Source organism: Methylobacterium sp. AC315, assembly GCF_979253755.1.
The window spans coordinates 13,346-37,672 of sequence record NZ_CEEDEA010000007.1 but is presented as its reverse complement, the minus strand read 5'-3'; the positions used below and the strand labels follow the sequence as shown (position 1 = coordinate 37,672).

General features: G+C 64.1%; 26 protein-coding genes. 19 read left to right on the top strand and 7 right to left on the bottom strand.

From position 1 onward, the window contains the following. The first annotated feature begins 11 nt into the window (after nucleotides 1-11). The 4 genes from AC0IY0_RS13970 to AC0IY0_RS13955 all read left to right on the top strand — a co-directional run bounded on the left by AC0IY0_RS13970 (nucleotide 12) and on the right by AC0IY0_RS13955 (nucleotide 5,209). Nucleotides 12-2,438: a PAS domain S-box protein gene (locus AC0IY0_RS13970; protein WP_147907263.1), complete on the top strand. Its 2,427-nt coding sequence runs from the start codon at nucleotides 12-14 to the stop codon at nucleotides 2,436-2,438. 538 nt (nucleotides 2,439-2,976) lie between these two features. Next, the gene (locus AC0IY0_RS13965; RefSeq protein WP_471764156.1) at nucleotides 2,977-4,416 is read left to right on the top strand and encodes a hypothetical protein; all 1,440 of its coding nucleotides are present in this window, start codon (nucleotides 2,977-2,979) and stop codon (nucleotides 4,414-4,416) included. A gap of 300 nt (nucleotides 4,417-4,716) precedes the next feature. Further along, the gene (locus AC0IY0_RS13960) at nucleotides 4,717-4,896 is read left to right on the top strand and encodes a hypothetical protein (protein ID WP_419829781.1); all 180 of its coding nucleotides are present in this window, start codon (nucleotides 4,717-4,719) and stop codon (nucleotides 4,894-4,896) included. 136 nt (nucleotides 4,897-5,032) lie between these two features. Further along, on the top strand, nucleotides 5,033-5,209 hold the full coding sequence (locus AC0IY0_RS13955; protein WP_187278610.1) for a hypothetical protein: 177 nt from the start codon (nucleotides 5,033-5,035) through the stop codon (nucleotides 5,207-5,209). A gap of 105 nt (nucleotides 5,210-5,314) precedes the next feature. Here AC0IY0_RS13955 and AC0IY0_RS13950 read toward each other — a convergent pair whose 3' ends face one another. Then, nucleotides 5,315-6,046 carry an SDR family NAD(P)-dependent oxidoreductase gene (locus AC0IY0_RS13950; RefSeq protein ID WP_147942017.1) on the bottom strand — a complete coding sequence of 244 codons (732 nt, stop codon included), beginning with the start codon at nucleotides 6,044-6,046 and terminating at the stop codon, nucleotides 5,315-5,317. A gap of 82 nt (nucleotides 6,047-6,128) precedes the next feature. Between AC0IY0_RS13950 and AC0IY0_RS13945 the strand changes: the two genes are divergently transcribed. The 3 genes from AC0IY0_RS13945 to AC0IY0_RS13935 all read left to right on the top strand — a co-directional run bounded on the left by AC0IY0_RS13945 (nucleotide 6,129) and on the right by AC0IY0_RS13935 (nucleotide 7,519). Further along, entirely contained in the window at nucleotides 6,129-6,521 is a 393-nt protein-coding gene (locus tag AC0IY0_RS13945) for a winged helix-turn-helix transcriptional regulator (RefSeq protein ID WP_447674479.1), read from the top strand. Between the two features lie 230 nt (nucleotides 6,522-6,751). Next, entirely contained in the window at nucleotides 6,752-6,994 is a 243-nt protein-coding gene (locus tag AC0IY0_RS13940) for a hypothetical protein (protein ID WP_447674480.1), read from the top strand. Nucleotides 6,995-7,393: 399 nt separating this feature from the next. Beyond that, nucleotides 7,394-7,519 (top strand): hypothetical protein, encoded by a 126-nt coding sequence (locus AC0IY0_RS13935; RefSeq protein WP_471764153.1) that lies wholly within the window; start codon nucleotides 7,394-7,396, stop codon nucleotides 7,517-7,519. A 39-nt stretch (nucleotides 7,520-7,558) separates the two neighbouring features. Here the strand turns inward: AC0IY0_RS13935 and AC0IY0_RS13930 are convergent, their stop codons facing one another. Next, entirely contained in the window at nucleotides 7,559-8,983 is a 1,425-nt protein-coding gene (locus AC0IY0_RS13930; RefSeq protein WP_471764152.1) for a hypothetical protein, read from the bottom strand. 633 nt (nucleotides 8,984-9,616) lie between these two features. On the opposite strand from AC0IY0_RS13930, the gene AC0IY0_RS13925 reads away from it, so the two are divergent. The 3 genes from AC0IY0_RS13925 to AC0IY0_RS13915 all read left to right on the top strand — a co-directional run bounded on the left by AC0IY0_RS13925 (nucleotide 9,617) and on the right by AC0IY0_RS13915 (nucleotide 11,091). Beyond that, entirely contained in the window at nucleotides 9,617-9,901 is a 285-nt protein-coding gene (locus AC0IY0_RS13925; RefSeq protein ID WP_447674483.1) for a BrnT family toxin, read from the top strand. Continuing rightward, the gene (locus AC0IY0_RS13920; protein ID WP_447674484.1) at nucleotides 9,888-10,217 is read left to right on the top strand and encodes a BrnA antitoxin family protein; all 330 of its coding nucleotides are present in this window, start codon (nucleotides 9,888-9,890) and stop codon (nucleotides 10,215-10,217) included. Before AC0IY0_RS13925 ends, AC0IY0_RS13920 begins: the two co-directional genes overlap by 14 nt. 250 nt (nucleotides 10,218-10,467) lie before the next feature. Continuing rightward, a complete protein-coding gene (locus tag AC0IY0_RS13915) occupies nucleotides 10,468-11,091 on the top strand; it encodes a hypothetical protein (RefSeq protein WP_471764150.1) in 624 nt (207 codons plus the stop codon). Nucleotides 11,092-11,657: 566 nt separating this feature from the next. Here the strand turns inward: AC0IY0_RS13915 and AC0IY0_RS13910 are convergent. Next, nucleotides 11,658-12,083, bottom strand: a complete 426-nt coding sequence (locus AC0IY0_RS13910; RefSeq protein WP_419829784.1) for a VOC family protein — start codon at nucleotides 12,081-12,083, stop codon at nucleotides 11,658-11,660. Nucleotides 12,084-12,356: 273 nt separating this feature from the next. Continuing rightward, complete coding sequence (locus tag AC0IY0_RS13905; RefSeq protein ID WP_471764147.1) at nucleotides 12,357-12,659, bottom strand: hypothetical protein; 303 nt, start codon at nucleotides 12,657-12,659, stop codon at nucleotides 12,357-12,359. 111 nt (nucleotides 12,660-12,770) lie between these two features. Here AC0IY0_RS13905 and AC0IY0_RS13900 point away from each other — a divergent pair, with 111 nt between their 5' ends. The 3 genes from AC0IY0_RS13900 (at nucleotide 12,771) to AC0IY0_RS13890 (ending at nucleotide 14,715) form a co-directional block, all read left to right on the top strand. Further along, a complete protein-coding gene (locus AC0IY0_RS13900; RefSeq protein ID WP_147939626.1) occupies nucleotides 12,771-13,403 on the top strand; it encodes a PAS domain-containing protein in 633 nt (210 codons plus the stop codon). Nucleotides 13,404-14,058: 655 nt separating this feature from the next. Further along, a complete protein-coding gene (locus AC0IY0_RS13895) occupies nucleotides 14,059-14,304 on the top strand; it encodes a DUF6894 family protein (RefSeq protein ID WP_147939625.1) in 246 nt (81 codons plus the stop codon). 141 nt (nucleotides 14,305-14,445) lie between these two features. Continuing rightward, a complete protein-coding gene (locus AC0IY0_RS13890) occupies nucleotides 14,446-14,715 on the top strand; it encodes a hypothetical protein (RefSeq protein WP_471764145.1) in 270 nt (89 codons plus the stop codon). A gap of 538 nt (nucleotides 14,716-15,253) precedes the next feature. On the opposite strand, the gene AC0IY0_RS13885 is transcribed toward AC0IY0_RS13890, so the two are convergent. After that, nucleotides 15,254-15,712 carry a serine acetyltransferase gene (locus tag AC0IY0_RS13885; RefSeq protein WP_471764142.1) on the bottom strand — a complete coding sequence of 153 codons (459 nt, stop codon included), beginning with the start codon at nucleotides 15,710-15,712 and terminating at the stop codon, nucleotides 15,254-15,256. 415 nt (nucleotides 15,713-16,127) lie between these two features. Here AC0IY0_RS13885 and AC0IY0_RS13880 point away from each other — a divergent pair, with 415 nt between their 5' ends. Together AC0IY0_RS13880 and AC0IY0_RS13875 are read left to right on the top strand one after the other, a co-directional pair. Beyond that, a complete protein-coding gene (locus AC0IY0_RS13880; RefSeq protein ID WP_471764140.1) occupies nucleotides 16,128-17,801 on the top strand; it encodes a TadG family pilus assembly protein in 1,674 nt (557 codons plus the stop codon). A 379-nt stretch (nucleotides 17,802-18,180) separates the two neighbouring features. Next, on the top strand, nucleotides 18,181-20,028 hold the full coding sequence (locus AC0IY0_RS13875; protein WP_471764137.1) for a methyl-accepting chemotaxis protein: 1,848 nt from the start codon (nucleotides 18,181-18,183) through the stop codon (nucleotides 20,026-20,028). Between the two features lie 27 nt (nucleotides 20,029-20,055). On the opposite strand, the gene AC0IY0_RS13870 is transcribed toward AC0IY0_RS13875, so the two are convergent. Beyond that, complete coding sequence (locus tag AC0IY0_RS13870; protein WP_471764134.1) at nucleotides 20,056-20,364, bottom strand: hypothetical protein; 309 nt, start codon at nucleotides 20,362-20,364, stop codon at nucleotides 20,056-20,058. Between AC0IY0_RS13870 and AC0IY0_RS13865 the strand changes: the two genes are divergently transcribed. Continuing rightward, entirely contained in the window at nucleotides 20,363-20,689 is a 327-nt protein-coding gene (locus AC0IY0_RS13865) for a hypothetical protein (protein ID WP_471764132.1), read from the top strand. The genes AC0IY0_RS13870 and AC0IY0_RS13865 overlap by 2 nt on opposite strands. Before the next feature lie 10 nt (nucleotides 20,690-20,699). Here AC0IY0_RS13865 and AC0IY0_RS13860 read toward each other — a convergent pair whose 3' ends face one another. Continuing rightward, entirely contained in the window at nucleotides 20,700-21,263 is a 564-nt protein-coding gene (locus AC0IY0_RS13860; RefSeq protein ID WP_471764130.1) for a PAS domain-containing protein, read from the bottom strand. Between the two features lie 616 nt (nucleotides 21,264-21,879). Here AC0IY0_RS13860 and AC0IY0_RS13855 point away from each other — a divergent pair. The 3 genes from AC0IY0_RS13855 to AC0IY0_RS13845 all read left to right on the top strand — a co-directional run bounded on the left by AC0IY0_RS13855 (nucleotide 21,880) and on the right by AC0IY0_RS13845 (nucleotide 24,321). Continuing rightward, entirely contained in the window at nucleotides 21,880-22,287 is a 408-nt protein-coding gene (locus AC0IY0_RS13855; RefSeq protein WP_471764129.1) for a response regulator, read from the top strand. Between the two features lie 457 nt (nucleotides 22,288-22,744). Continuing rightward, complete coding sequence (locus tag AC0IY0_RS13850; RefSeq protein WP_471764127.1) at nucleotides 22,745-23,560, top strand: transglutaminase-like domain-containing protein; 816 nt, start codon at nucleotides 22,745-22,747, stop codon at nucleotides 23,558-23,560. Nucleotides 23,561-24,153: 593 nt separating this feature from the next. After that, a complete protein-coding gene (locus AC0IY0_RS13845) occupies nucleotides 24,154-24,321 on the top strand; it encodes a hypothetical protein (RefSeq protein ID WP_471764124.1) in 168 nt (55 codons plus the stop codon). Nucleotides 24,322-24,327 lie beyond the last annotated feature (6 nt).

The following is a 24,327-nucleotide window of genomic DNA, read 5'->3' as shown; positions in this document are numbered from 1 at the left end:
GATTTCGCTGCATGGATGTCGAACACGACGCGCTGCGTCGGCGCCTTCAGGAGGCCGAGGCCGAAATCGAGCGTTTGCGGGCGTACAACGCGAGCGCCGTGCATGCGCCGAGCGGCAACGAGCGCACGTCGGCGGCCGGGATCGACCTCCTGTTCACGGCGGCGGAGAAGACCCGCATGCCGCAGATCGTCACCGATCCCAACCTGCCCGACAATCCCATCGTCTTCGCCAACCGCGCCTTCCAGGAGCTGTGCGGCTACGGCGCGGAGGACCTGATCGGCCGCAACTGCCGGTTCCTCCAGGGGCCCGGGACGGATCCCGCCGACGTCGCCAAGGTCCGCGACGCCATTGCGGCCCGCCGCGACGTGGTCGTCGAGATCCTGAACTATCACCGCGACGGCAGGCCGTTCCGCAACGAACTCTACGTCAGCCCGGTCTTCGATGCGGACGGGCAGCTGCGCTACTTCTTCGCCAGCCAGCTGGACGTTACCCGCTTCCGCACCGAGGAGGAGCGCCTGGCCGAGAGCGAGGCGCGCTACCAGACCCTGTTCGAGGCCATCGATGCCGGCTTCTGCGTGGTGGAGATGCGGTTCGACGCCGAGGGCCGCGCGGTCGATTACCGCCTGATCGAGGTCAACCCGGCCTTCGAGCGCCATACCGGCCTGCGAAACGCGGCGGGGCGCTGGGTCAGCGAACTCGTTCCCGATCTCGAACCGTCCTGGTTCGAGACCTACGGTGCGGTCGCCATGACCGGGCGCTCGGTGCGCTTCGAGAGCGCCGCCGTGTCGATGGGGCGCTGGTTCGACGTCCATGCCCTGCGCGTCGGCGAGCCGGCGCGGCGGCGTGTCGCGATCCTGTTCAACGACATCACCGACCGGCGCCGCCTCGAGGATCACCTGGAGACCGCCGCCCGCGAGCGGACCGACGAGCGCGACACCCTGTGGCGGGCGAGCCGCGACCTGTTCGTGGTCTGCGGCTTCGACGGCGTGTACCGGGCGGTGAACCCGGCCTGGACCGCGACCCTCGGCTGGACCTCCGAGGATCTGGTCGGCGCCCGGTTCGACGCGTTCGTACACCCGGACGACCGGACGCTCGCGGAACAGGCGCTGGAGCGGGTGATTGCCGTCGGCGACGTCGACGACGTCGATGTCCGGTTCAGGACGCGCGACGGCGCCTATCGCTGGATCTCGTGGAACGTGGTCCCGCGCGGCGACCACTTCTACGCGGCGGGTCGGGACGTCACCGAGCGCAAAGCCCTCGAGGAGCAGCTCCGCCAATCCCAGAAGCTGGAGGCGGTGGGCCAGCTCACCGGCGGGGTGGCACACGACTTCAACAACCTGCTCACCGTGATCAAGTCGTCGACCGACCTGCTCAAGCGCCCGAACCTCCCCGAGGAGCGCCGCACCCGGTACGTCGACGCCATCTCGGACACCGTCGCCCGCGCCGCCAAGCTGACGGGCCAATTGCTGGCCTTCGCCCGGCGCCAGGCGCTCCAGCCCGAGGTGTTCGACGTCGGCCGCGGCGTGGCTTCGGTCTCCGACATGGTACGGACCCTGACGGGGGCGCGCATCCACGTCGACATGCAGGTCGTGCCCCTGCGGGACGCGGCGGGGCTGGAGAGCCCGTGCCTGATCGACGCCGATCCGAGCCAGTTCGATACGGCTCTGGTGAACATGGTGGTCAACGCGCGCGACGCCATGGCGGGCGAGGGCCGGATCACCATCCGGGTGCAGCCCGTGAATCGCGTCCCGGCCGTGCGGGCCCACCCGGCGATACAGGGGGATTTCGTCGCGGTCTCGGTGACCGATACCGGCACCGGCATCGCCCCCGGTGACCTGGAGCGGATCTTCGAGCCGTTCTTCACGACCAAGGGGGTGGGGCAGGGCACCGGTCTGGGCCTCAGCCAGGTGTTCGGCTTCGCCAAACAGTCCGGTGGCGAGGTCGTCGCCGAGAGCCGCCTGGGCGCGGGCAGCACCTTCACCCTGTATCTCCCGCGGGCGGTGGCTGCGGCTGTCCCGGAGGCCGAGGCGCCCGAGCCCGCGGCCCTGGCCGACGGCCACGGCACCTGCGTCCTCCTGGTCGAGGACAACCTCGAGGTCGGCGCGTTCGCCGCGCAGGCCCTGCAGGAACTGGGCTACAGCACGGTCTGGGCGACGGACGCGGAAAAGGCGCTACGCGAGTTCGAGCGTGTCCCGTTCCGCTTCGAGGTCGTGTTCTCGGACGTGGTGATGCCCGGCATGAACGGGGTCGAGCTGGCCCACGAGATCCGCCGCCGGCAATCCGACCTCCCGGTCGTCCTGGCGTCGGGCTACAGCGACGTGCTTGCAGCGCACGGCACCCACGGCTTCGAGCTGCTGCGCAAGCCGTACTCGGTCACCGACCTGTCGCGCATCCTGCGGCGCGCCGTCGAACGGGCACGGTCGCCGGCCCGGCGCTGACGGACGGGATCTCCCGCAGGCTGCGCGCGCAGGGAAGGGCACACTCCCCGCGGTGTGGGCGGCCTGAACTGAACCAGCGCCGGGACTGGCATCCGGGCGCCGAGGCCAACCCGCGATGAGATCGCCACGGCGGAGATTGATCGGAAAGGCCAAGCGTTCAGCTCACCGGCCTCTGGCCGGCCAACTGCGCTAATTGGCACGTCACCAGTACGCGGACGTACGGCAGCCGGGCTTTAACCCCAGGCAAACCGACACGTTACGCTGACGCCCTAAAGCATTGAGGAGATTGGCGCACCCGACACGATTCGAACGTGTGACCTTTGCCTTCGGAGTGTACGACACACAGTTTTACTGGCGGTCTCAAGCGTTCAAGAATAATGCGCCGGGCGGCGGCAGTCGTTACCAAGGTCTTGTTCCGCAAGGGAAACGGCGCTCACCGCCGTTTCACGGGCCGGAACGCTCACTTCGGCCGTCGCCGGACCACGCGTCCGCCGCTCGGCACACCTTTGGCACACCTCCCGCGAAGCACACGAATCCCATGCCCACCCCCCGCACCTCCGCCCGGACGCACCAGCGCGATCAGCGACGCGACACCTACGACAGCTACGGGCGCCTCGACCTCGGACACGGCGTCACGCTCTATCGGCATCCGCGCTCGCAGAACATCTACGCCGATTACCGCTTTGGCCCCAACGATCGTGTGCGAGAATCGACCAAGACGACGGACCTCGCGATGGCGGAGACGGTCGCGAATCGCCGCCGCAAGGTGCTTGAAACCCGCAAGAAGGCCGGACAGCCCATCTCCTTGAACGGACCGAGCGTGGGTGACATCCTTGAGCGCTGTCTTGAGGACCTCGTTCGTCGATTCGACGCCGGGGTGCGGAAGCTCGGGCCGGAGATCTCGGTCATGCGCCGTAACTTCCTCCCGTTCTGGCGGCAGGTGCCGGTGGCGGATCTCGGTCGGCAGCAGTTCTACGCTTGGGAACGCTGGCGTCTGGAGCAGAACGGGGAGGGGGCTGCCGTCGCGCCGTATCGGCGCGGGGATCAGACGGTGTCGGTTGGACGCCGCCTTCAACCGCCCGCTGCCACGACCCTGCGGCGCGAGAAGCAGTATTTCGTGAAGGCCCTGGCTTGGGCGAGCGACCGGCCCACGCCCCTCGTCAGCGACGAGGTCGTTCACGAACTCCGCCATCTGCCTCGTCCGCGCGAGACCAAAAAGCAGCGGGCCGCCGAGGATCGGCGCGACGCGCTCTCGCGCGAGCAGGTCGCCGCACTCTTGGAAGAGTTCGTGCGCATCGAGGCCACCGAACGTGCCCGTGTCAGGAAGCTGGGGGAGGGGGGGCGGCGCAGGAACTTCGACCGGCGCTTGATGGCGTTGCACGTCCGGTTGCTGCTGTGCTCCGGCATGCGCCCCGGCGTCGAGATTCTTGAACTGACCTGGGATCGCATCCGACAGGTCTGCAACGAGCATGGCGAGGACATCGTCGTCATCGACCCTTGCGGCGATGGCAAGACCGGCCCGCGGATCGTGAACTGCGATCCTGAGGCCATCGATGTGCTCTTCGACCTGCGCGCGCTCCTGACGGAATTCGGCTTCCCGACCGCGGGACGCACGACCCTCTGGCCCTCGCGTCGCGGTGGCGTCGTGCGGGACATGGGCACCAGCTTCAAATCGACCCTTCGGCGACTCGGTTTCCAGGCGACGGCCTCCGGCGAGGCCCTCTATATTTGTCGCCACACTTATCTGACCGAGCGGTTGCGGCGGGGTGTCACCTCGGACATCTTGGCGATCAATTGCGGCACCTCCGTCGAGATGATCACCCGCCATTACAACCACCTTCGGGCGGAACACATCAGGGCTGCACTCCGGCCCGTGGATGCAGGGAGTCCGCTGCGTCTCAGGTCCAGCCAGTCGGCCCGCACGAACGCCCCGAAGATCGGCATTGATTCGAACGGGCAGGCGCTCGTCCTGCGCTGAGAGGTTCAAGAGCGCGAAGTTTACTCGACCAGACAGCGGACGCTGGAGATGCCGCTGTGTGGCCGAGGCGAGGCCATCCGAGTAACGGTGCCTATGAGGTCGCGACGGAAACCGTCTAGACGCATTACGTCATCGGAACATCCGCGCCCAACTCGAACCGCGGGAAGCCTCTGACGAACGATCCTGGGCACAGCAAACGATTTTGACGGAAAGCACACTCGCCGAGATCGCACGAAGCGGATCAAGGCTGGGCACGTGATGTAAGAGATCTCAGTCGGCGACGACTACGGGCTGAACTCGATGCTTCGTCACTATAAAATCGTCGGCTGTCACTCGCCGGGGCACCCGCCGTTCATCGAGATCGACGACGCCAAGAGACTGAAGGCCGCCACCGAGGACCTCATTGAGAAGTTCTACCTCGACGCCGAAGAAGCCGCGGCGCTACGCGACCACCGTCAAATGAGAACAGGCCCAGCGTGATCGACCTCGTACGGACTTGATGGGCTTACACGTGAAACAAGGCGGATGACCGAATCGGTCGTCGATATCTGGTGATCCGTCTCCAAGCTATCCATCCGGCCTGGGAAGCCGCGAACGGCTTAAAGAAGCGTGACCCATGGCCCGACTCTACGAGATCATCAGCGGGCTGTTGTGTCACCCGGTCTTCGAAATTGTGTACTGCACCGCCGGGTATGAGGCGGCCGTTCAGGCGCTCACCGATCGTTACAGCCTGGACGACGGAGAGATCCGATCGTTGCGCGACATCGTCGAGAGGACGATCAAGCGGACGTAGTTGAAACTTGACGCCCGGCTTCGCCCGCACAGAATGGTTTCAAGATGGTCCGCTTCGAGCAGGCAAACCGGCCAAAGCGGACACGCTGAAACTGCGATTGAGGGGCTAGATCTGTCGCATCCCACCATCGACGCACAGTTCGGCCCCCGCGACAAAGCTCGCCTCGTCGCTCAGAAGGAACAGTGTGGCCGCCGCCACCTCCTCGGGACGCGCCATGCGGCCGAGCGGGATTGGCGCGATCAGTGCGGCCCTCTGCTCCTCAGGCACGCTGGCCATCATGGCGGTGTCAGTTGGGCCGGGGGCCACCACGTTCACGCGGATACCCTGCGGAGCCAGTTCTGCTGTCCATGTGCGCGCGTAAGAGCGCAGCGCCGCCTTCGTCGCGCAATAGGTCCCGTAGGGCGTGATGCCTGCGGCATCGGCGATCGACCCCATCAGCACGACCGAGCCACCCCGTCCCATCGCACTCAACGCCGCTTGCAACCCGAAGACGGCCCCACGGACGTTGACCGCAAAGTGCCGGTCGAAATGCTCGGGCGTCCCGTCGCGCAGGGTCGCCGGTTCCGAGATGCCCGCGTTGAGGACCAGCGCATCGATCCGGCCATGTGTCTCCCGCACCGTCGCCACGACGTGGTGCAAATCTTCCTGTAGGGCCGCATCCGCGACGAGACCCCGCGCACCGCGCCCGATCCTCGCGGCGGCTGCCTCGACCTCGTCTGCTCGCCGTCCGGTGAAGACGACCGACGCGCCCTCGACCGCCAGCCTCTCGGCGACCGCAAGGCCGATGCCCTTCGCCCCGCCGACCACGAGCGCAACCTTGTCCACCATGCGAGCCATCGCGGCATCCCTTCATCTGCAACGGCGCATGAGATACACGGCATATATCTGCTATCAAGAACGCACTTAGGTTAGCCTAGATATGACCGATGATACTGATCTCGATATCCTATCCGCGTGCGCGCTCGCCGACATGGCGCAGGTCCGCCCGGTGCTGGATAAGATCGCCGACAAGTGGACGATCCTAATCCTCACGGTGCTCTGCCCGCGACCGGCACGGTTCAACGCGATCAAGCGGCGGCTCGACGGCATCACGCACAAGGCGCTGGCGGACGCGCTGAAGCGGCTGGAGCGCAACGGTATGGTGACCCGGACAGTGCTGCCGACCGCGCCCATAGGCGTCGAGTATGCGATCACCCCGCTTGGCCATTCCCTGCGCCAACCCTTCGAGGCGCTCTGCGCGTGGGCACTCGACAATGGCGCGGCGATTGAGGCGGCCAATCGCGAGCATGACAGCCTTAAAACAAGGCCGTGAGAGCGCGTCCGCTTTCGGTTCGCCAGATGGTGAACCGCTATGTCTTATCCGTGTCGAACCGGTCCCTCATGCCGGGTAACAAGCGTTGGGGCTCGCTTTGTACTCTCAGCGAAAGGCCATATCGCCGACCCGATCTCGCGGTCCCCGCAGTCCGCCCCCGCCAGCCCTAACTTATGAGATCGCCCCAGCCGATCACCTCTGGTTGCCATCCGCGGAACCTGGAGAACCGGATGCACTGGGACGCCTACGAGCGGGTGATCAAGAAAATCACTTTGCCCCTCCATGAGGACCACGTCTTCTACGACCGGGGCCTGTTGTGGGGGAACGAGGCCGGGGTCCAGGCAGTCATCGAGACCCACGAACTCGATCTCCAGGAAGCCGCCGTCGTCCGTGAACTCGCGACCCGTATCCCCCTTGGGTGGCGAATTCGGCGGCGCCCGAGACGACCGACACGCCGGGCGGCGTCATCGTGATGATCTACTACGTCGGGTCCCGCGACGGGATCGACAACCCCATATCGGCGCCCGCAGACGCGGCCGTTTCGAAGAGAAGTCCGAACTGGAGACGCCGGGCCTCCGTCAGATCAGGCACGCGATCTTCCCGCTGGTGGCGATCTTCATCGGCGCACGAGCCCGGTGCCGAGCACGCAAGCGGGATCACAACCTTCTTCTATTGGCGATCTTCCACCACGCCCGGTGCTCTTCGATCCACTCGATAACGTGCCGATCTCTCTTATGTCTTCAACGGGTTCGAGACCAGTCGGCGTGGGTGAACTCGCGCACGTTCGTCCACCCGAGCCAACATCGAGCATAGGATCAAGGACTACGCCTCCTGAAGGAAGCCGCCACAGTCCGAGAACTTGGATCCAGGATATGGACGACGTAGACTTCCAGTCACCGCCGGAAATCACGAACGCCACCGTCATCTACCTCAACACCGACCTGATGCGCTGGGACGCACGATTGCTGCCGGTCATCGTCTTCCGAGACGAGTGGTAGACCGCGAAGAGCCATGCGCTGATGGTCTGTGATCGATCGTTAAGACGAACGACGAGGACGACCCCGAGGGCGGATGTCGATCCCCGCTGCCTCCTTGTCCGCCTTCGCCTGGGCGCGGCGGTTCCGGCCGCGCTCAGCCTCCTGGGCCTTCAGGCGAACTGCGCGCTCGGCCGCGGTCTCGACAGCGATGCTGATGGCCGCCGCGTTCTTCCCACGCTGGGAAGTTTTCTGCGGGCGCTCGACCGCCATGATGCCTGCCTCGTAGATCGGCACGAGGTCCACGTCGTCGAAGCCGTCCGCAGTCAGCCGGTCTCGCAGGCGCTTGGCCTGATCGATGTCGTAGACGAAGGCGTCGTAGGCACCCGCATATCCCGGATCCCGGAGGGCGCCGCGGCAGATAAACTGGTACAGATCCTCGCCTTCGCGAGCGTCACGGACGGTGTCACGGTCGAGGTCGAGGGCTTCGATGATGGCCTCGTCGTCCGGCGTCGCCTTGGCGCTGTAGACTATCGCGCAGGACGTGTGATGGCGCAGGCCGTTGGTGCCTGCCAGCTTCGGGCTGCACTCGTCCCCGCCGACGCGGGCGGTGAAGAAGGGGACGATGTCGGCGTTCGCCGCCCAGAAGCCGTCGAACCTACTGGCCTCCAGGTGACGGGAGATCGCCACGAGGCAGGCGCTCCCCGCCTTCGTCTTCCACCATGCCGTCGAGCCGGGGTGCAGCGTGTAGTAGTGGACCTGGATCCGCGGCTGGCCAGTGCGCGCCCCGCCGACACGAATCGTCTCGACACGAACCTCGCCCGCGCGCCGCAGCGCATGATCGGCGAGGCTGCCAGGGTATCCAGCCGCGGCCAAGGTGACGGAGGCGGCAGCGCCGAGCGCGGCCAGCGACCAGATCGACCGCCACCGCACCGGAGGCGCTCCAGGCACGCCCGCATCCTCCCACGCTCCGATATCGACTTCGACGACCCGGCCGCCGGATCCAGCGAGACGGTGGAATTCGGCGAGCTTCTGGGCGCCGACATCACCACGGATCTGGTCCAGACTGATCGGCTCCGCGTCCGGCCGCAGGTTAACCCGGAACCACCCGGCCTTGCGGCTGGGGGTGAGAGTGTAGCGCTCCCGCATCGCGGGCCACGAGGTCGCAAGCCCGATGGTCCCAGACGGCGTCGCCGCCTCGGGGTTCTCGTCCCACCGGACGTTCAGCCCCTCGAAATCGGTCGAGTACAGGCCCATCGCCGCCTGATGCGTGGTGACGATCACGGTATGAGGATCGACGACTGCCTCGATGGTGTCCCGCAGATGGCCGACGACCTTGCGCTTCACACCAGACATCCGGGAGTGAACCGGCACGATCGTCGGGGACCGCCCCGCCGCGGTCGCCTTCATCTTGAGCCGCGCGATCTGCTCCTTGATGAGGTCGATCCGGGGGACGACGAACAGGTAGACCGCGGGCGTGGTCGCCATCTCCTCGATGATCGCCTCCGACTTGCCGCCTCCCGGCGCGCTGGCGAGGAGGGTGACAGTAGTGTGGCCCGCAATTTCGGGCTGCGTCGTACAATTAAAATCCGTCCGGAGCATTCTTAAGAAAACCAATCTGTAATTTCTGGACTGAAATTACGTCTGGCGGCACCTGACGAGGTAATTAAAAGATATCTTGACTTAGCTACATGAATTGCCTTGCGAGAACTCGCGCCGTTGCTTCCGGGTGCGGGCGCCCGCCCGTGCCCGAGGTAGACGAGCGCGAACAGTGGCGGGCGAGGCCCGCCCTGTCACACCAGGTGGAGATCGTGAGGGATCAATCCCGAAGCGGCGCAGCCCGCGCCGCGCCAGGATCTCAAGCCACTTCGCGCACCTCGACCGGGGCTGACGCCCCACTCGCTGTGCACTCGCGGCTCGGCCTGGAGGTCTGGGTCTCGATGGACAACCAGGTCTCGATCAACACCACAGGTCCCTCGATCTCGGCCCCTCGCCCCTCGTCGAGTTCTGTTCCTTGGTTCGACGCGCCGCAGACGCGGTCAGGCATGCGATGGATCCAGTTTCAGGCGCGAACCCCCAGAAAATCCTTGCCTATCCCATTAACTGGGGGTACAGTTATTCATGCGGATCGAGTGGGACGAGGCGAAGCGGCAGCAGAACCTTCTCCCGGAGCCAGACGGGCACGGCCTCGACTTCGCCGACGCCCGCGACCGGTTCGATTTCGACGCCGCCGTGGTCGTGCCGACCTATCCCGGCCGGGACGGGCGCCCACGGTTCATCGCGATCGGCTGGTTCGACGATCATCTGCGGTCCCTGGTCTTCTCCCCGCTGGGCGCGGAGGCCCTGTCGATCATCAGCTTCCGCCCGGCCAGCCGGAGAGAAAGGAAGATCCATGATAAAGCGTAGGGCAGGCCCGATCAGCGATGCCGAGGAGGCGCGGATCCAGGCGATGATCGCCCGCGACCCCGACGCGCCCGAGGTGACGGACGAGCAGGCTGCGCAGGCACGCCCCTTCGCCGAGGCGTTCCCCGAGATGCTCGCCGCGATCAAACGAAGCCGCGGGCGACCACCGGCCGACACCCGCAAGGTCGCAATCAAGCTCCGGCTGGATCCCGAGACTGTCGAGGCGTTCCGGGCGACCGGACCGGGCTGGCAGACCCGGATGAACGAGATTCTGGGCAACGCCGCGAGGGCTGGGCTCAACAAGTCGGACGCCGCCTAACAACGAAGGGGCGGACGGATGCTCGTCGTGGACGAAACGCAGGCTGATCTCGCCGCCCTGATCCTGGCCGATTTCGGGAAGTTGCGGGCGCCCTCTACACCCGGCCGCGATCTCGTAGACTGGCTGCACTACCGCGCGCCGCGTCGTCGGCCGCACCCGCCAAGTCGTCCGATCGAACGAGGTCGAGGCCCACCGAGCCACCTATCCGGCGATCGACGAGATTGCACACCACCTCGCCCATGGCCTCGATGTGTCGCCGTGGCTCAGCGACTCCATCCGCACCAAGCCGAGCAACCCGCGCATCGATCTGATGTTCAACCAGTGGCAGGTGAACCATTTCCACCTCGGTCCCTGGCTGGACAACCCACGGCGCGTAGATCGCACCGGACCCGTACTGTTCGCCCACATCGCCGCCGACAGGGCGATCCTCCTGGACGTTCAACCGCACGAGGCGTGGACACAGACCAACCTGCTCCGGATCCTCCTGCGCATCGATCCGACCACGATGCAGGATGTCGGCCCCGCAAGCTCGCCGCCCCTGACCGATGCCGATCATTGGGTCCTGCGGAAGAAGAAGCACACCAACGCTGCGGTTCAGATCGACGGGCGCTCCTATAACCCGCCCGGCTGGGCCATCATGAGTTCCGGTGACAGCCTGCGCTTCCGCGTCCTGGCCGACTACCTCGCACACCTGATCGGCAAGGTGCTCCATGAGATTAGGACGAACACGCTGCCGCCGGACCAGATGCGGAACCTCGCCGGTCAGATTGGCGTGCCGGTGCGCCTCGGAGTACGCCTCGAAGAAGGGGTTCTGATCCTCTACGACAGGAACCGTGGGTTCGATCTCGCGGCGCCCAACATGGTTCTGGCGTGACCGGCACCGAACTCCTCGACGAGGCGCGGCGGTTGGGGCTCATGGGCGAGTAGGACCGGGTTACGGTCGCTCTACGGCATGGCAGCCGCGATACACCGGGCGATCACGCACCTCGACGGGATCGCCCACGACCTCCCGACCGCACGAAGTCGTCTCGATCTTCTCGCGGACATGGGCGAGATCGAGATGTCGAAGAATGGCCAACAGATACGATCAGAAGCCCCGTGGGCGGCCGTTGGGTCAGGGCTGCCTTCTGATCGCCAAAGCCGGTGAAACCCTCCCCACGCACCGGATTTCGCTCGGTCCGCCCGAGTGGAAGAAGATCACGGGGTCGTCTTCGACGTGCCGATCGGTCAGGACGAGATCGTCGTGACGGAGTAGGGTTTGAAGGACCACCTTGATGCGGAAGACACGGCCGAGAAGACCGAATTCGTTTTTGCCTCAAAGATCGTCTTAAAGAAGCGCATTTCGAAGGGCTTCTAGCGGACACAATCTGACACTTGGCACCCACTCGTGAGATTGGCTTAGGGTGATGAGCCTGCATCGGCAGCGATACACCCAAGCCGCTATTCCGGTAGGCTGAGACCGCCATCGGCCGCGAGGGCAAAGCTTGGGTTCCACGCGACCTCCCACAGGAAGCCATCGAGATCGGCAAAGTGGCCATGATAGCCGCCCCAGACCGCTTCCCGTGCAGGACACGTGACGCATCCCCCCAGCGCCTCCGCTTGGACGAGCACGGTGTCCACCTCGTCCCGGTTTCGCGTATTGTAGGCCAGGGTCAGGCCCTGTGATGGTGCGGTTTGCAAGGGAACCCCGGCATCGGCGACCAAGTCGGCGCGAGGATACAGCGAAAGGCCGATGCCGTTGAGTTGGAAGAAGGCGACGCCTTCAGCCGCGATAATTTTCCTGGGCCATCCCAACCCTTCGTAGAAGGTCGTGGCGCGAACGAGATCGGCGACACCCAGGGTCACGAGACTGAGGCGTGGTTCCATAGCTGCGATCGGCTCAATTACGTGGCTGTTATCAAGGATAACACAGCGTTGGAAGCCCCCCCCTCGCGGTGAGTGCCAAGTGTCTGACTTGGACCACTAGGACGCGGTGTCGAGGAAATCAGACCCAGATCGGGCGATGGTGAAGGCCCGGTCGTCGTCGGCATCGTGACCAACATGTTCTTCGACGAATGGTGCGTGCGGTGATCGGCACGGCGAAGATCATCTCGGGACGCTATGCCGCTTAATCGCGGACTCGCCGCCCACGAACACGGATCAATCTCGCTTGGCCGCCGCTTGTGCGAGGATCAGAATGCGGCGCCGTATCTCTGGATCGCTGATGCGCCGGTAGGCCAGCAGCAGTGCTGCGCAGGCTTCGTCGAGATCAGCCTTTCCGCTGGGAGGGTCGGCTTCAGATCCGACCAGCGGGTCAGACGTGCCGTGCAGCGTGGCCTGCGGTAGTTGCAACACCTCGGCAATGCGCTTCAGCAGTCGCATCTTGCGGGCACGCTCTGCCGCGGCTTGATCCTCCGGGGCGAAGCTGAACGCACGCCCACATCCGTCGTCGTGCTTCGCCATTTCAGTTCCGCCGCCAGTTGCAGGTGCGCAGGATTTAGATACCCTTGTTGCGAAGCGACGCAAGATTATGATGCTGTTCGTTGGTCGAATTGCGAAAGCGTCGGATCGTGCATGCCGCGTAAGTCACCTGAAAGCGCCCTGTGGTCACGCTCTCTGACGCTCGCTGCGCCCAGCATCGGCGTCTGGGAGACTGATCTCGAAGCCGACCTGACGCGTGGTGATGCGGTAGTAGCCCGTCTCTTCGGCTGGTCAGAGGCAGAGGCTGAGGAAGGCGTTCCGATCTCACGCTTTCTGTCGGCCATCCACCCGGATGATCTGGCCCAGGGTCAGGAACGTCGCCGCCGCATACGCGAGGAGGGGGGTGTTTTCGTCTGGGAGCACCGCGTCGTACCAGCGCCGGGGGTCGTGCGCTGGGTGCTGGCACGCGGTCAGTTCTGGCGAGATGCGAATGGCCGGATGTTCGGGCGGGGCATCGTCATCGACGTAACCGACAGCCGACGTGACGGGCACACTGACGGGCCAGCCCGGTTCCTAACCACCCCCGAGGTATCTGGTCCGCTCCTGGAGTCCATAGCCGAGCGCGCTCTGGAGATTGAGGAGATGGGTCGTGGCCTTGATGACGAAACCGCGAGGCAGGTTCGCCCTTTGATCGAGGGTCTGCTGTACGAGCTTGGTCGGCAAATCTCTGCATCACTGGCAGAGGACCCGACACCCGAGCGGCCGTCAGACCAAACGATGCACTGAGCGATACACGACACCAACGGCGATATGCGAGCGGTGCTGCCCTTTGCTTATCGACACCTTTGCCCGAAGATACGAGCGGGTCGGGCCTGCGGACCAGGGTTTTGCCTCAGCCGCGATCAGCCGTCTCCCGCACCAGAATTAGAAGCTGACGCGGCTTAAGCGGGGTCCTGGATGCACCTGAATGGATGCAGGAGCAGCACGCACTCGTCCTCGACGCCACAAGGAGCATCGGGCAGGCCCGCAATGCCTACTGTGTCCTGCGGAGCATGCCGCGCGGAGTGTTGCTTTCTCGGGTTCCAGCGATGCGGCGTCGTATCGCAGCATAGAAAATCCTTGGACCTCTCGAAGGTCGCAGTGAGGACGCCTGCGGCCAGTGAATCCGCAATCTACGACGACCTTCGTCGTGGAAGAACTCCATCAAAAATTACGTTTACCCTCAAAGGCATCATCGCGTTGTGCCATCCGAGTTGCCCCCTCTCTACGCCGCCTGGAAGACCGGTGCGGACGAGGAAGACGCGGCGGATCTCAGGGGTTAGTCAGGTAATCCGCTTGAAGCCGCATCAACCTGCGACTGCCTCCGTACATTTCGTCACGTTCTCGTGACCAGATCAGCCAATTCAGGTTTTTCTGAAGGGGCGCACCTGGGATGGCGCCGATGCCGCTGTTTTTCTTCGATTTGCGGTCGCGACGTGGGCTGATGCCTGACGACACTGGGCTTGAGTTCGCGAGCGCTGAGATCGCGTATATCGAGGCTTGCAGAGCCATCCCTGAATTAACGACCGAACTCGTGCACGCGGGCGGTATTCCCCAGGGCTACGCTTTCGAGATTGCGGATGAGGCAGGGCGCATCCTGTGGCGGATCCCGTTCAGCGAGATCCTTGGCAGGAAGGCTGGGCTGTGACCTCACCGTGGCTGCGCGAGCAGATCGACACGCATCAGCCATTCTTAAAGAGCCAACTGCCAAAGCCGGTATCAAGCGGGCGGCGATCAAATGCGCGATCCTGGTCGCGCACCCGGTGAGGGAGTGAGCGAGCTTACGACCATGACCACCAATGGCAGGCACTGGTTCTACGATAGCAGGCTGATGGTCTGCTCGTTCTGCCTGCTGTCGGTCGTTGCGATCTTCTGGCAAGTGAGCAGGTTCGAAGGCTTTCAGCCTATCTTCTCCTGCGCCAGCGCGAAAGACGTTGATCGCTTGCTGCTCTCGTCGGGGGTGGACGCCTGCATGAGCAGTGCGCGCTCTCAGGTCGAGACAGAGCGGTGCATGCGGACCGTCTATGTGCTGGCCTGCATGAAGGAACAGTGGCGTTAGAGGAGGAGATCCGGCAGCGCGACAGAGATAAGACCTCTGCGCCAAACGACGATTATTCGCCCTTCGCCTTGAACGCCCAGACCGGCACGCCCCAGACCTGACCCATTTTATCGCGGCGCTTCGACCTCGTTCGAACGCCACCCAGTGCGGCTCGACGGGCTGAGCGCGGTCGCCGGTAATCCGCACGGCGAAGAACTGCGTGCAGATGCGCTCAGAGCCGGATCGTCGTCGGCACCGTGACCGACATGTTCTTCGACGAATGGTGGCGTGCGGCGCGGCTCGATGAAGATCATCCCCGGACGCTGCGCCGTTTCGTGGGGCGGTTGATACGGGTAGGTCGGGGGCAACAGCGTTGAAGGCGGCGATCTTGCCAGCGTTCGTCGGCTGCCGACTAGCCGGACGCGAAAAGCCCCACCGCGTGTTGAGATCACGGCGGGGCTTCCCGAGAGCGAATGGAGGTCGCGCCCCATCCTGTCCGCAGGATGACCCAACATGGTTAGCGAAGGATTAACGGCGGGCACAGTTTGAACGGTCTGGGTCACCGCAACAGAGGACGATAGGGCCGCAACATCACTTCCACGCCCAGCGGAACATCCTTCAGCGTGATCGTTCGTGGCCCGAGGCGGGCGCTTTCACCGATCCTGACGGAGCCAAGCACGATCGCTCCGGCCTCCCGCACTACCCCATCGCCGAGCACCGGAAGACCGGGACCACCGCCGATGTCTCCATCCGGCTCCTCCATCAGTCTGCCAATCGATCCATGCAGACCGAAGGCTACATCCTTTCCAACGGCTCCGGCGATTACCGCACCGTTTGGATACGATAGGAAAAACCCTCCGGCGATCCGGCTCGATGGCGGGATATCTGCGCCTGTCCACCAGCTATTGACGAGCCACAGCAGCCACGCCGCCATGCGCCAGCCACGCTCTTGGAAATAGCGCGACAGCCGATACAGAAGGATTGCGTGGTAGCTGCGTCGCAGCCGAGCCGTCGCCACGTCGTCGCCAGTGCTCCCGATCAGCGGCGAGCGCGGCTTTCATGGCCGCCCAGGCTGGAAGTGGGTCAAGCACGTGAACGGGAGCGATATCTCGTTCCGTACCCATGGCGGGCGACTGAGTCATGTGCGGCTACACACCCGTAAGGAAGGCAGATATTACAATCAAGAGTTGATTTTAGATAGCGTCCCGGATGTTCTCGTTCCTTGCGACCGGAACTCATACCACCCCTCAGCGAGATGCCCGTCCGCAGCATTCTCATCCTTGCACACCGAAGGTCGCACACGCGACCGTAACCGGATCTTAGAACACCAATCACTATCTCTGGTTGTGTTGAAGCGGCAGGGCAATCGGATGCAGAGCCCGGTGAAACATCAGCATGCCTGCGCTCGAACGAACCAGCGGGATCGGGTTGCCATGAATGTCCGAGCCGCCGTGTTGCGACGCTTCACCCGAGAGCGGCGCGGCAGTGTGGCCATCCTGTTCGCCCTCGGCGCCGTCATGCTGATGAGCGTGGCCAGCATCGGCATCGACCTCGGCGTCGTGTTCCAGGCCCGTCGCAAGGCACAGGGCGCCGTCGATATGGCCGCCATGCTCGCTGCCGTGAATCCCGCTCAAGCCGACGCGCTCGCCCGGCGCTCGCTCAGCGACAACGGCTACGGCGCCACCAGCCCGGTCACAGTCAGCGCGGGCGCCTACGCCGCCAACGCACAGGTGGCGGCCGCCAACCGCTTCCAAGGCGGCGTCTCACCCACGAACGCGGTACGCGTCGCCCTCCAAACCTCGGTGCAGACGCACTTCGCGCGCCTCATCGGGCTTCCTCCGGTCGTCCCCCTGCGTGTTACTGGAACCGCTGCTCAAGCGCAGTTCGCTGCCTTCTCCATCGGCTCGGGTACGGCAGCCCTCGATGGCGGCATCGCCAACGCGCTGCTCGGTGCCCTACTCGGCACGAAGCTCTCGCTCAGCGTCATGGACTACACAGCCCTGGCGGGCGGGCGCGTGGACGCCTTCCGCTTCCTCGACGCTCTCTCGACCAGCCTCAACCTCCAGGCAGCGAGCTACACCGACATCCTCAAGGCGAACGCCAGCATCGGGCAGATCATCCCCGCCTTGCAGGTAGCTGCCCAGGGCGAACTGAACGCCGCCCCCGTCCTGAGCGCCCTCGGGAGCCTGTTGGGCAACTTGACCGGTTCGTCGGGCGCGAGCACGACGGTGCCGGTCTCCTCGGTGGTGGACCTTGGCGACTCTGCCGCGCTGAACCCGACGCGCGGCACCACGGGGCCGAAGGTCGGGCTGCTCGACCTGATCACCGATGCGGCAGCCGTCGCCAACGGTCAGAAGCAGATCTCCCTCGACCTCGGTGCTAACATCACGGGCCTGCTGTCCTCGCGCGTGACCGTGGCGGTGGGCGAGCGGCGTCAGAGTTCAAGCTGGGCGCAGCCGGGCACCAGCAATGCCACCATCCACACGGCCCAGACCCGGCTGCTGATCGAGGTGACCATCGCCGCGCCGCTCGGACTGGGCAGCATCTACCTACCGGTCTACGCCGAGATCGCTCCGGCCACGGCTACGCTGAAGTCGGTGACCTGTCCCTGGTCAGATCCGAGTCAGCGTAAGGTCGTCATTGAAGCCCAGCCGGGTCTTCTCACCCTGGCTGTCGCCAAGGTCTCCCGCTCGGCCATCGCGGTCGGAGCCGCCACGCCGGACTTGACCCAGCCCGCTCCGCTCCTCAACCTGCCGCTCATCTGGGTTACGGCGCTGGCACGAACTATCGTCGCACCTCCCAGCCCTCAAACGCTGACCTTCTCGAACAGCGACATCACCCGGCAGGTCAGCCGCACCGTCACCAGCACGGGCCTCACCTCGTCCCTCACCGGCAGCCTGATCCAGAGCCTGAAGATCAGCATCGATGGTCTGGACTTGGGGCTTCTGGGTCTACTGAAGCCGCTGCTCATGCCCGTACTCTCGCTCGTCACCCCGAGCTTGGACCTGATCCTCGACAACGTGCTCCGGCTGCTCGGCGTGCGGCTGGGCTATGCCGAGATCACAGTCGATGGCACCCGCTGCGATCAGGCCGTGCTGGTCCAGTAAGGCCACCGCTTCTCTCGGCCGCATAGTGCCTCCGGGCGCGGCTGACTGATGATGAAGACCGAGCCGTCAGGGCCAAGCTTACTTTCGGTCTGAGAGCGTCGTTTGTACCGCAATGGGCTCGCATGAGACAAACAAGCTGACGAACCAGAATAGCGTCATCGCTGCGATAGCCGCGGCACTCCCGAACAGGGGGCTGATGAGCAGGGCAGCCAACACGCTGTGCTCCCACATCAGGCTGATCGCGATGAGAAAGCCAAGACTCGCCGCGATGGCGACGCGAATGATGCAGCACTCAGACGCTTGCACCCTTACCTCCAATCCATCTGCACAACCCCTAGCTGCATTTCCAGCTTGGCCTTTCAAGGCGGCAAACTGCTGAATGGGGATCGTGTTCGCCGCCCACTCCCCCATCGGCCCATCGCGCGAGCGCCGATCCACAACTTCTGATTTAATTAATCACATTCGCCCTACGCTCCTCTCGTTGCAGGAGCATCGAGAAATGTTTGGTCGCCAAAGCAGAGCCATCGGTGGCGGCTCGCCTGCTGCAAGCACGAACGATGACAAGTTCCGCGCGCTGGATCAGGCCCTGGCCACCATCGAGTTCGCGATGGACGGCACCATCCTCGGCGCCAACCAGAACTTCCTCACCCTCATGGGCTACGAGGCGGCGGAGATCCGAGGCCAGCACCACAGCATCTTCGTCGAGCAGCAAGAAGCGACGACGGAAGCTTACCGCCAGTTCTGGCAAACCTTACGGGATGGGCAGTTCCAGAGCGCCGAGTACAGGCGCATCGCCCGCGATGGACGAGAGGTCTGGATCCAGGCATCGTACAACCCGATCCGAAATCGGCGCGGACGCCTCGTCAGTGTCGTGAAGATCGCCAGCGACGTGACCGCCCAGAAGCTGCGCAACGCCGCGTTCGAGGGAGAGATCGCCGCCATCAACAAGTCGCAGGCCGTCATCCACTTCGCCATGGACGGCACCGTCATCGACGCCAACCCCGCCTTCCTAAGCGCCATGAGCTACCACCTCGACGAGGTGCGGGGCCGACACCATCGCATGTTCGTTGCGGCGGAGACGGCGAACTCCGCCGACTACGAGGCGTTCTGGCAGGCGCTGCGGGTGGGCACATATCAGCAAGGGGAGTTCAAGCGCCTCGCCCGTGACGGTCGAGAGGTCTGGATCCAGGCGAGCTACAATCCGATCTTCGACATGAATGGGCGACCGTTCAAAGTCGTGAAGTACGCCTCCGATGTGACCGCTCAAAAGCTCGCGGCAGCGGAGATTCAAGGGCAGTCCGACGCGATCAGCCGTGCCCAGGCGGTGATCCAGTTCGACCTCGACGGTCAGGTTCTCGACGCGAACGCGAAGTTCTGCGAGGCGGTGGGCTACGGCCTGGACGAGATCCGTGGCCAGCACCACAGCATGTTCGTCGAGCCTGCATTCGCCCAGAGCCGCGAGTACCAGGAGTTCTGGCAGCGTCTGCGCGCGGGCGAGATCATCACGGCGATCTTCGAGCGGGTCGGGCGTGGTGGGCGCCGCGTGTCGATCCAGGCGAGCTATAATCCGATCCTCGACCTGAACGGCAAGCCGTACAAGATCGTGAAGTACGCCACCGACGTGACGCGGAACATGCAGGCGCGCGCCCGCGCGGTGTCGGCGACGCAGGAGACGCTCGGCAACGTGCAGGCGGTGGCGGCGGCGGCGGAGGAGATGAGCGGCTCGATCACCAGCATCGCCGAGACGATGGCGCGCTCGAAGGCGGCGGTCGATCAGATCCACGCACAGGCGCAGAGCGCCGACGACGCGCAGGCGCGGCTGCGGACAGCGGCAGGGTCGATGGATGGAGTGGTGCAGGCGGTGTCTCGGATTGCCGAGCAGATCAACCTGCTGGCACTGAACGCATCGATCGAGGCGGCGCGGGCTGGATCGGCGGGCAAGGGCTTCGCGGTTGTGGCGAGCGAGGTGAAGAGCCTCGCCACGCAGGCTCAGGCGGCCACGGGCCGGATCTCGGGCGAGATCGCGGGCATGCAGACAGTTTCGAAGGAAGTCGGGCAGGCGCTGCTGTCGATCGGCTCAGGCGTGGCGGCGGTACAGGCGTTCGTCACCGCGGCCACGGCTTCGGTCGAGGAGCAGCGGGCGGCGACGCGAGAGATCTCAGGGAGCATGCAGCACGCCGCTTCGGATGTGGGGCTGATCGGAGAGGGCCTCTCCGCCTGGGCATGAGTTCCGGGTAAGGACCGCGTGCGTCGCCTAAGTTGCACCATCGCTCTCGATGTTGGCACAGTGACCATCGAGATCAGTCGCGCTTCGAGCCCGCAGATCAAGCTCGATCTCCTCAGGGCCGAATAGCTGCACCGCCGCGCCGTCTATCCTCAGCGTACTCGGCCTTGGTCCGAGACCGCATGTCCGCTTTGGGACGGTGGGCCGAGATCCGGTTGCCACCATGGTATGGCGTTGAAGGTCATCTACCACGTCGGAAGAGAGCGCCTCAACCACGGCGCCGGAGATCGAGCCGTCGCAGTCCGGCGTCGCATCCTTTTTGGCGAGCAGGCGGCGCATGGCGTCTCGCCATCGTCTCCGAGATCAAGATCGACCTGTCGGCGACGGCGCCGCCGGGACAACCATCATCTCGAAGAACATCACCGTGATCTTCGTCCCACCCGCGATCCGCCCTCCGGAGATATTGTCCGCCTCAAAGAACTTCGCCACGTCGCTCGGCACGAGCGCATCAGCGCTTTACTACGGCAATGATCTCGGACCGCAGCGTGCTCAGCAGGCGGCGGAACTGGTTCGCTCCTTCGAGACGATCGCCGACGCTGAAGAGCGGCAAATCTGCCTGGACTTCGTCCGCTCCGTCGCAGCCCGGCAGCAGCCGACTTCCTGAGCCGTAGTCTTCAATGAGTGTCTTCGGGAACAGGACCGCCGACCCGTTTGGCGAGGAGACGCCCAAGTTCGAAGAGCGTGGCGTCGATCAGCGTCTTCAAGGTCGGCGAGTCTAACCCTTCCGCCAAGGGCCGTACCGCGATCAAAGCATCTGCGATCCGCTCAATGGCCTGCGCTGCTTGATCCGCAGACGTTGGGTCGGCTTGGCGACTCTCGGTGATGTCTGCGGCAAGGCCGATGCAGCGAGGTCCTCGGCCGCCCCGGCCTGCTTCGACTCGACCCCGCGCAGCAATCCAGTGTGTAGCTCCTGCCTTGTCGCACGACCGGAACTCAGCCTCGAAGCGGCCCACAGTATTGTGCGCTTCGTGCACGAGTTGAGCGACGCGCTCTCGATCCTCAGGATGCACGCCCTCCAGGAAGGCTGAGATGGGGACTCCGGCGAAGACCTGTTCCTCGTTAAGAGCCAAAAGACGGGGGAGCGCACCTGTAAATTCGACCGTTTGAGCGTCGATGTCCGTCTCCCATGTGCCGACGTAACCTGAGGCAGCGAGGGCGGACTGAAGCGGTAATGGCATCGGTGATCTCCGAAATCAGGTCTCCTGGGGACGTGCGTGTCGCTGTAACATATGATGCGCGTATTAGCTCCTGAGCTTCGCACCTCTCCGATATGTCGTCCGCCACGCCGATGGCTCCATGCCCTTCAGCATACCATGCAGGGCTGATAGGGTAGCTCGACCATGGCGAAGAACATTAGGTCGCGAGCACCTTCGGCTAGTGCTTGGAGGGTCGCGATGGCGACGTGGTGCTGGAGGCGGCAGGGCCGATAAGTTCGACTGAGCTTCTGCATCATGACGACTTCTTCGACATGCCACCGAGATGCGGTCTCAAAAGATCGCATTGTTCTAGCACAAATGAAATCCTTTATTTTGCAAGAGTTTGAGCCAAAATATCCGAGCACATCGATCTCAAATTCGTCTTCGATCTTTGGACCACATCTCGCTCTCGTCCGGGGATCGAACATGAGCGTGACGTGATCCGCTATCCGACCCTCTCGGCGCTCCAACTGCCGCTACACTCGATCAGCCCGCCGGACGTGCTCCAGGTCCTCACGGCTGGCGAGCCTGAGGGCCGGTACGTGATCGCACGCGTAGAAGCCCTCGGACCTCTTCGTCGCGATCGAACTTAGGGCTGATGGAAAACGTGACGCCCGCCGCGCCTTACGCCTTGATCGTCGATGATGAGGGGCTGATCCGCATGGATGCGGTCGATATCCTGGAGCAGGCAGGGTTCCGGACCCTTGAAGCTTCGACGGGTGATCAGGCGCACGAGTTGTTGCGACAGCACCAGCAGGAGGTCGTTCTCCTTTTCACCGACGTACTCATGCCAGGGTCTCGGGATGGCTTCACCCTCGCGCGTGAGACGGCCGAGGCATACCCACACATCTCCATCGTGGTCGCATCGGGCCAATCCCGCCCGGGTCCGGGAGACATGCCGGAAGGGGCGCGGTTCATCGACAAGCCATTCAGCGCTCAGATCGTCCATCACCATGTGCAGAAGGTGATGCCGGACGAACAGAAACCGGCCCCTCTCAAGCGCTGAGCACCGATCGATTGGAAGCCTTGGTGGGAGGTCTCACCATCCTCAGACGTTCCCCACCATGCGCACAGCCCTGATCGTGCTGGTTCGGTTCGGCCCTGACGTTGCCTATGCGATGCACCAAACGCTCCCGGAACCAGACCCATCAAGGCAGACGACGGCGCCGAAGTGGATCGTCAGCCCGCCCGCAACCGTGGTTATCCGGCCACCTCCGCAACAGGGAAGAAGTTCACGGCATCTGCCGCACTCTTGCCAGAGCCGCCCGCATCACGTCCCGCCGTTCCTCCAATCAGGCACAGCCCGACCGCGATGTAGGTGATGTCGCTCCGAGCGACGTGCCCGTCAAAGATCCGGTCACGCCCTGACGCAGGCCCTGCGGGCTGCCGACCTCACATCGTGATACGGTCCGAAGCTTGTGGGGCCAGCGCTGATCTCGGCGCCTCTTTTTAGGACTGAGCCTATGCGTATCCTCGTCGGCTGCGAGATGACCTACGAATTCCCACACCCCACACCCGTCATTGCGACGCTCAATGTACACGCGTCGCGCTTCTCCGATCTCGAACGGCCCGACTATCTCATCACGACACCGGCAGTCCCCGTGGATGGTTACCGCGACAGCTTCGGGAACTGGTGTAATCGTATGGTTGCGCCATCTGGCCGGTTTACACTGAAAACCGATACGATCGTGCGGGATCACGGCAGCGGCGATACGCAGGAGGCTGACGCCCAAGAGATCGCGGTCGAGAAACTGCCTTCTGACACAGTGCTGTTTCTCCTCGGCAGCCGATATTGTGAAACCGACCGCCTGTCGTCCATCGCCTGGAATTTGTTTGGCCATATCCCGCCGGGCTGGGGCCGCGTGCAGGCGATCTGCGACTACGTGCATGATCGCATCGCCTTTGGGTATGAGCATGCCCGAGCTACTCGGACAGCCTTCGACGTATTCGAAGAACAGCGGGGCGTCTGCCGCGACTATGCGCATCTGGCGATTACGTTTTGCCGCTGCCTCAATATCCCGACTCGCTACTGTAACGGCTATGTCAGCGACATCGGCTTGCCTCTGCCGCACGCACCGGGTGATTTTGCTGCGTGGATGGAAGTTTATCTTGGAGGTCGCTGGCACACCTTCGATCCACGCAACAACAGTTCGCGGATTGGCCGCATCCTCATCTCCTACGGTCGAGATGCCGCAGATGTGCCGCTGACGCTCACTTTCGGAGCGAACAATCTCACCGGGTTTCATGTGACGACCGAAGAAGCCCCGCCCCTACCCTGAATGGTCGGTGTGGTTGGCGCAGCTTGCGCGCCCCCCCGAAACAGGTTGGGAGGGCGGTGAGATAGATGGCCTCCCCATCGGACAGTGATCAGATCGGGCAACTGGGCCGAGCCGGAACTTCAAGTCAACGATTGCGGGTGCCCTTATGGCGTGCCGGAGTACCGCCTCGGATCCAGCGGACACCCGTTGTGTGCCTTATGATGCGTGAACTTCCGCCGACCACTTTCGAATTATGAGCCTGAGAAGCCCGTGGACGGCCGTGGCGCTGAATTGGCTCTCAATTGCCTAAAACGCGCGTAGCCCCCTCCACGCCTCGGAAATCGCTTGATACGGCTGGTGGGACGAAGATCGCGCCGTCGTGTTCGACCTGTCGAACGGTCAGGACGAGATCGTCGTGACTGATTGGTACGTAGAGGACCACCCAAAGACCGACGCTACGACCGAGAAGACCGCGTTCGTTGTCGTCTCGAAGACCGTCTCCGAGAAGCGCATCTCGAAGGGCTACGCCGACGCTGCTGCGGGACCGCCAGTCAGAGATTGGTCGATGAGGAGAAGGGATCGCGCGCCTCCCGTGATCGAGGTAGCCTCGCGGCATGATCGAAGGCGACCCTACTCTCAAGGCCGTGGAGGTTCTCGTTGCGGCCGACTTCATGGTCGAGCGCTTCGACGAGGATCCCACGCTATGGCGGGTGAACGGTGAGGTAATGACCGGCACCGAACTCCTCGACGAGGCGCGCCAGTTGGGGCTCATGAGCGAGTAGGACCGG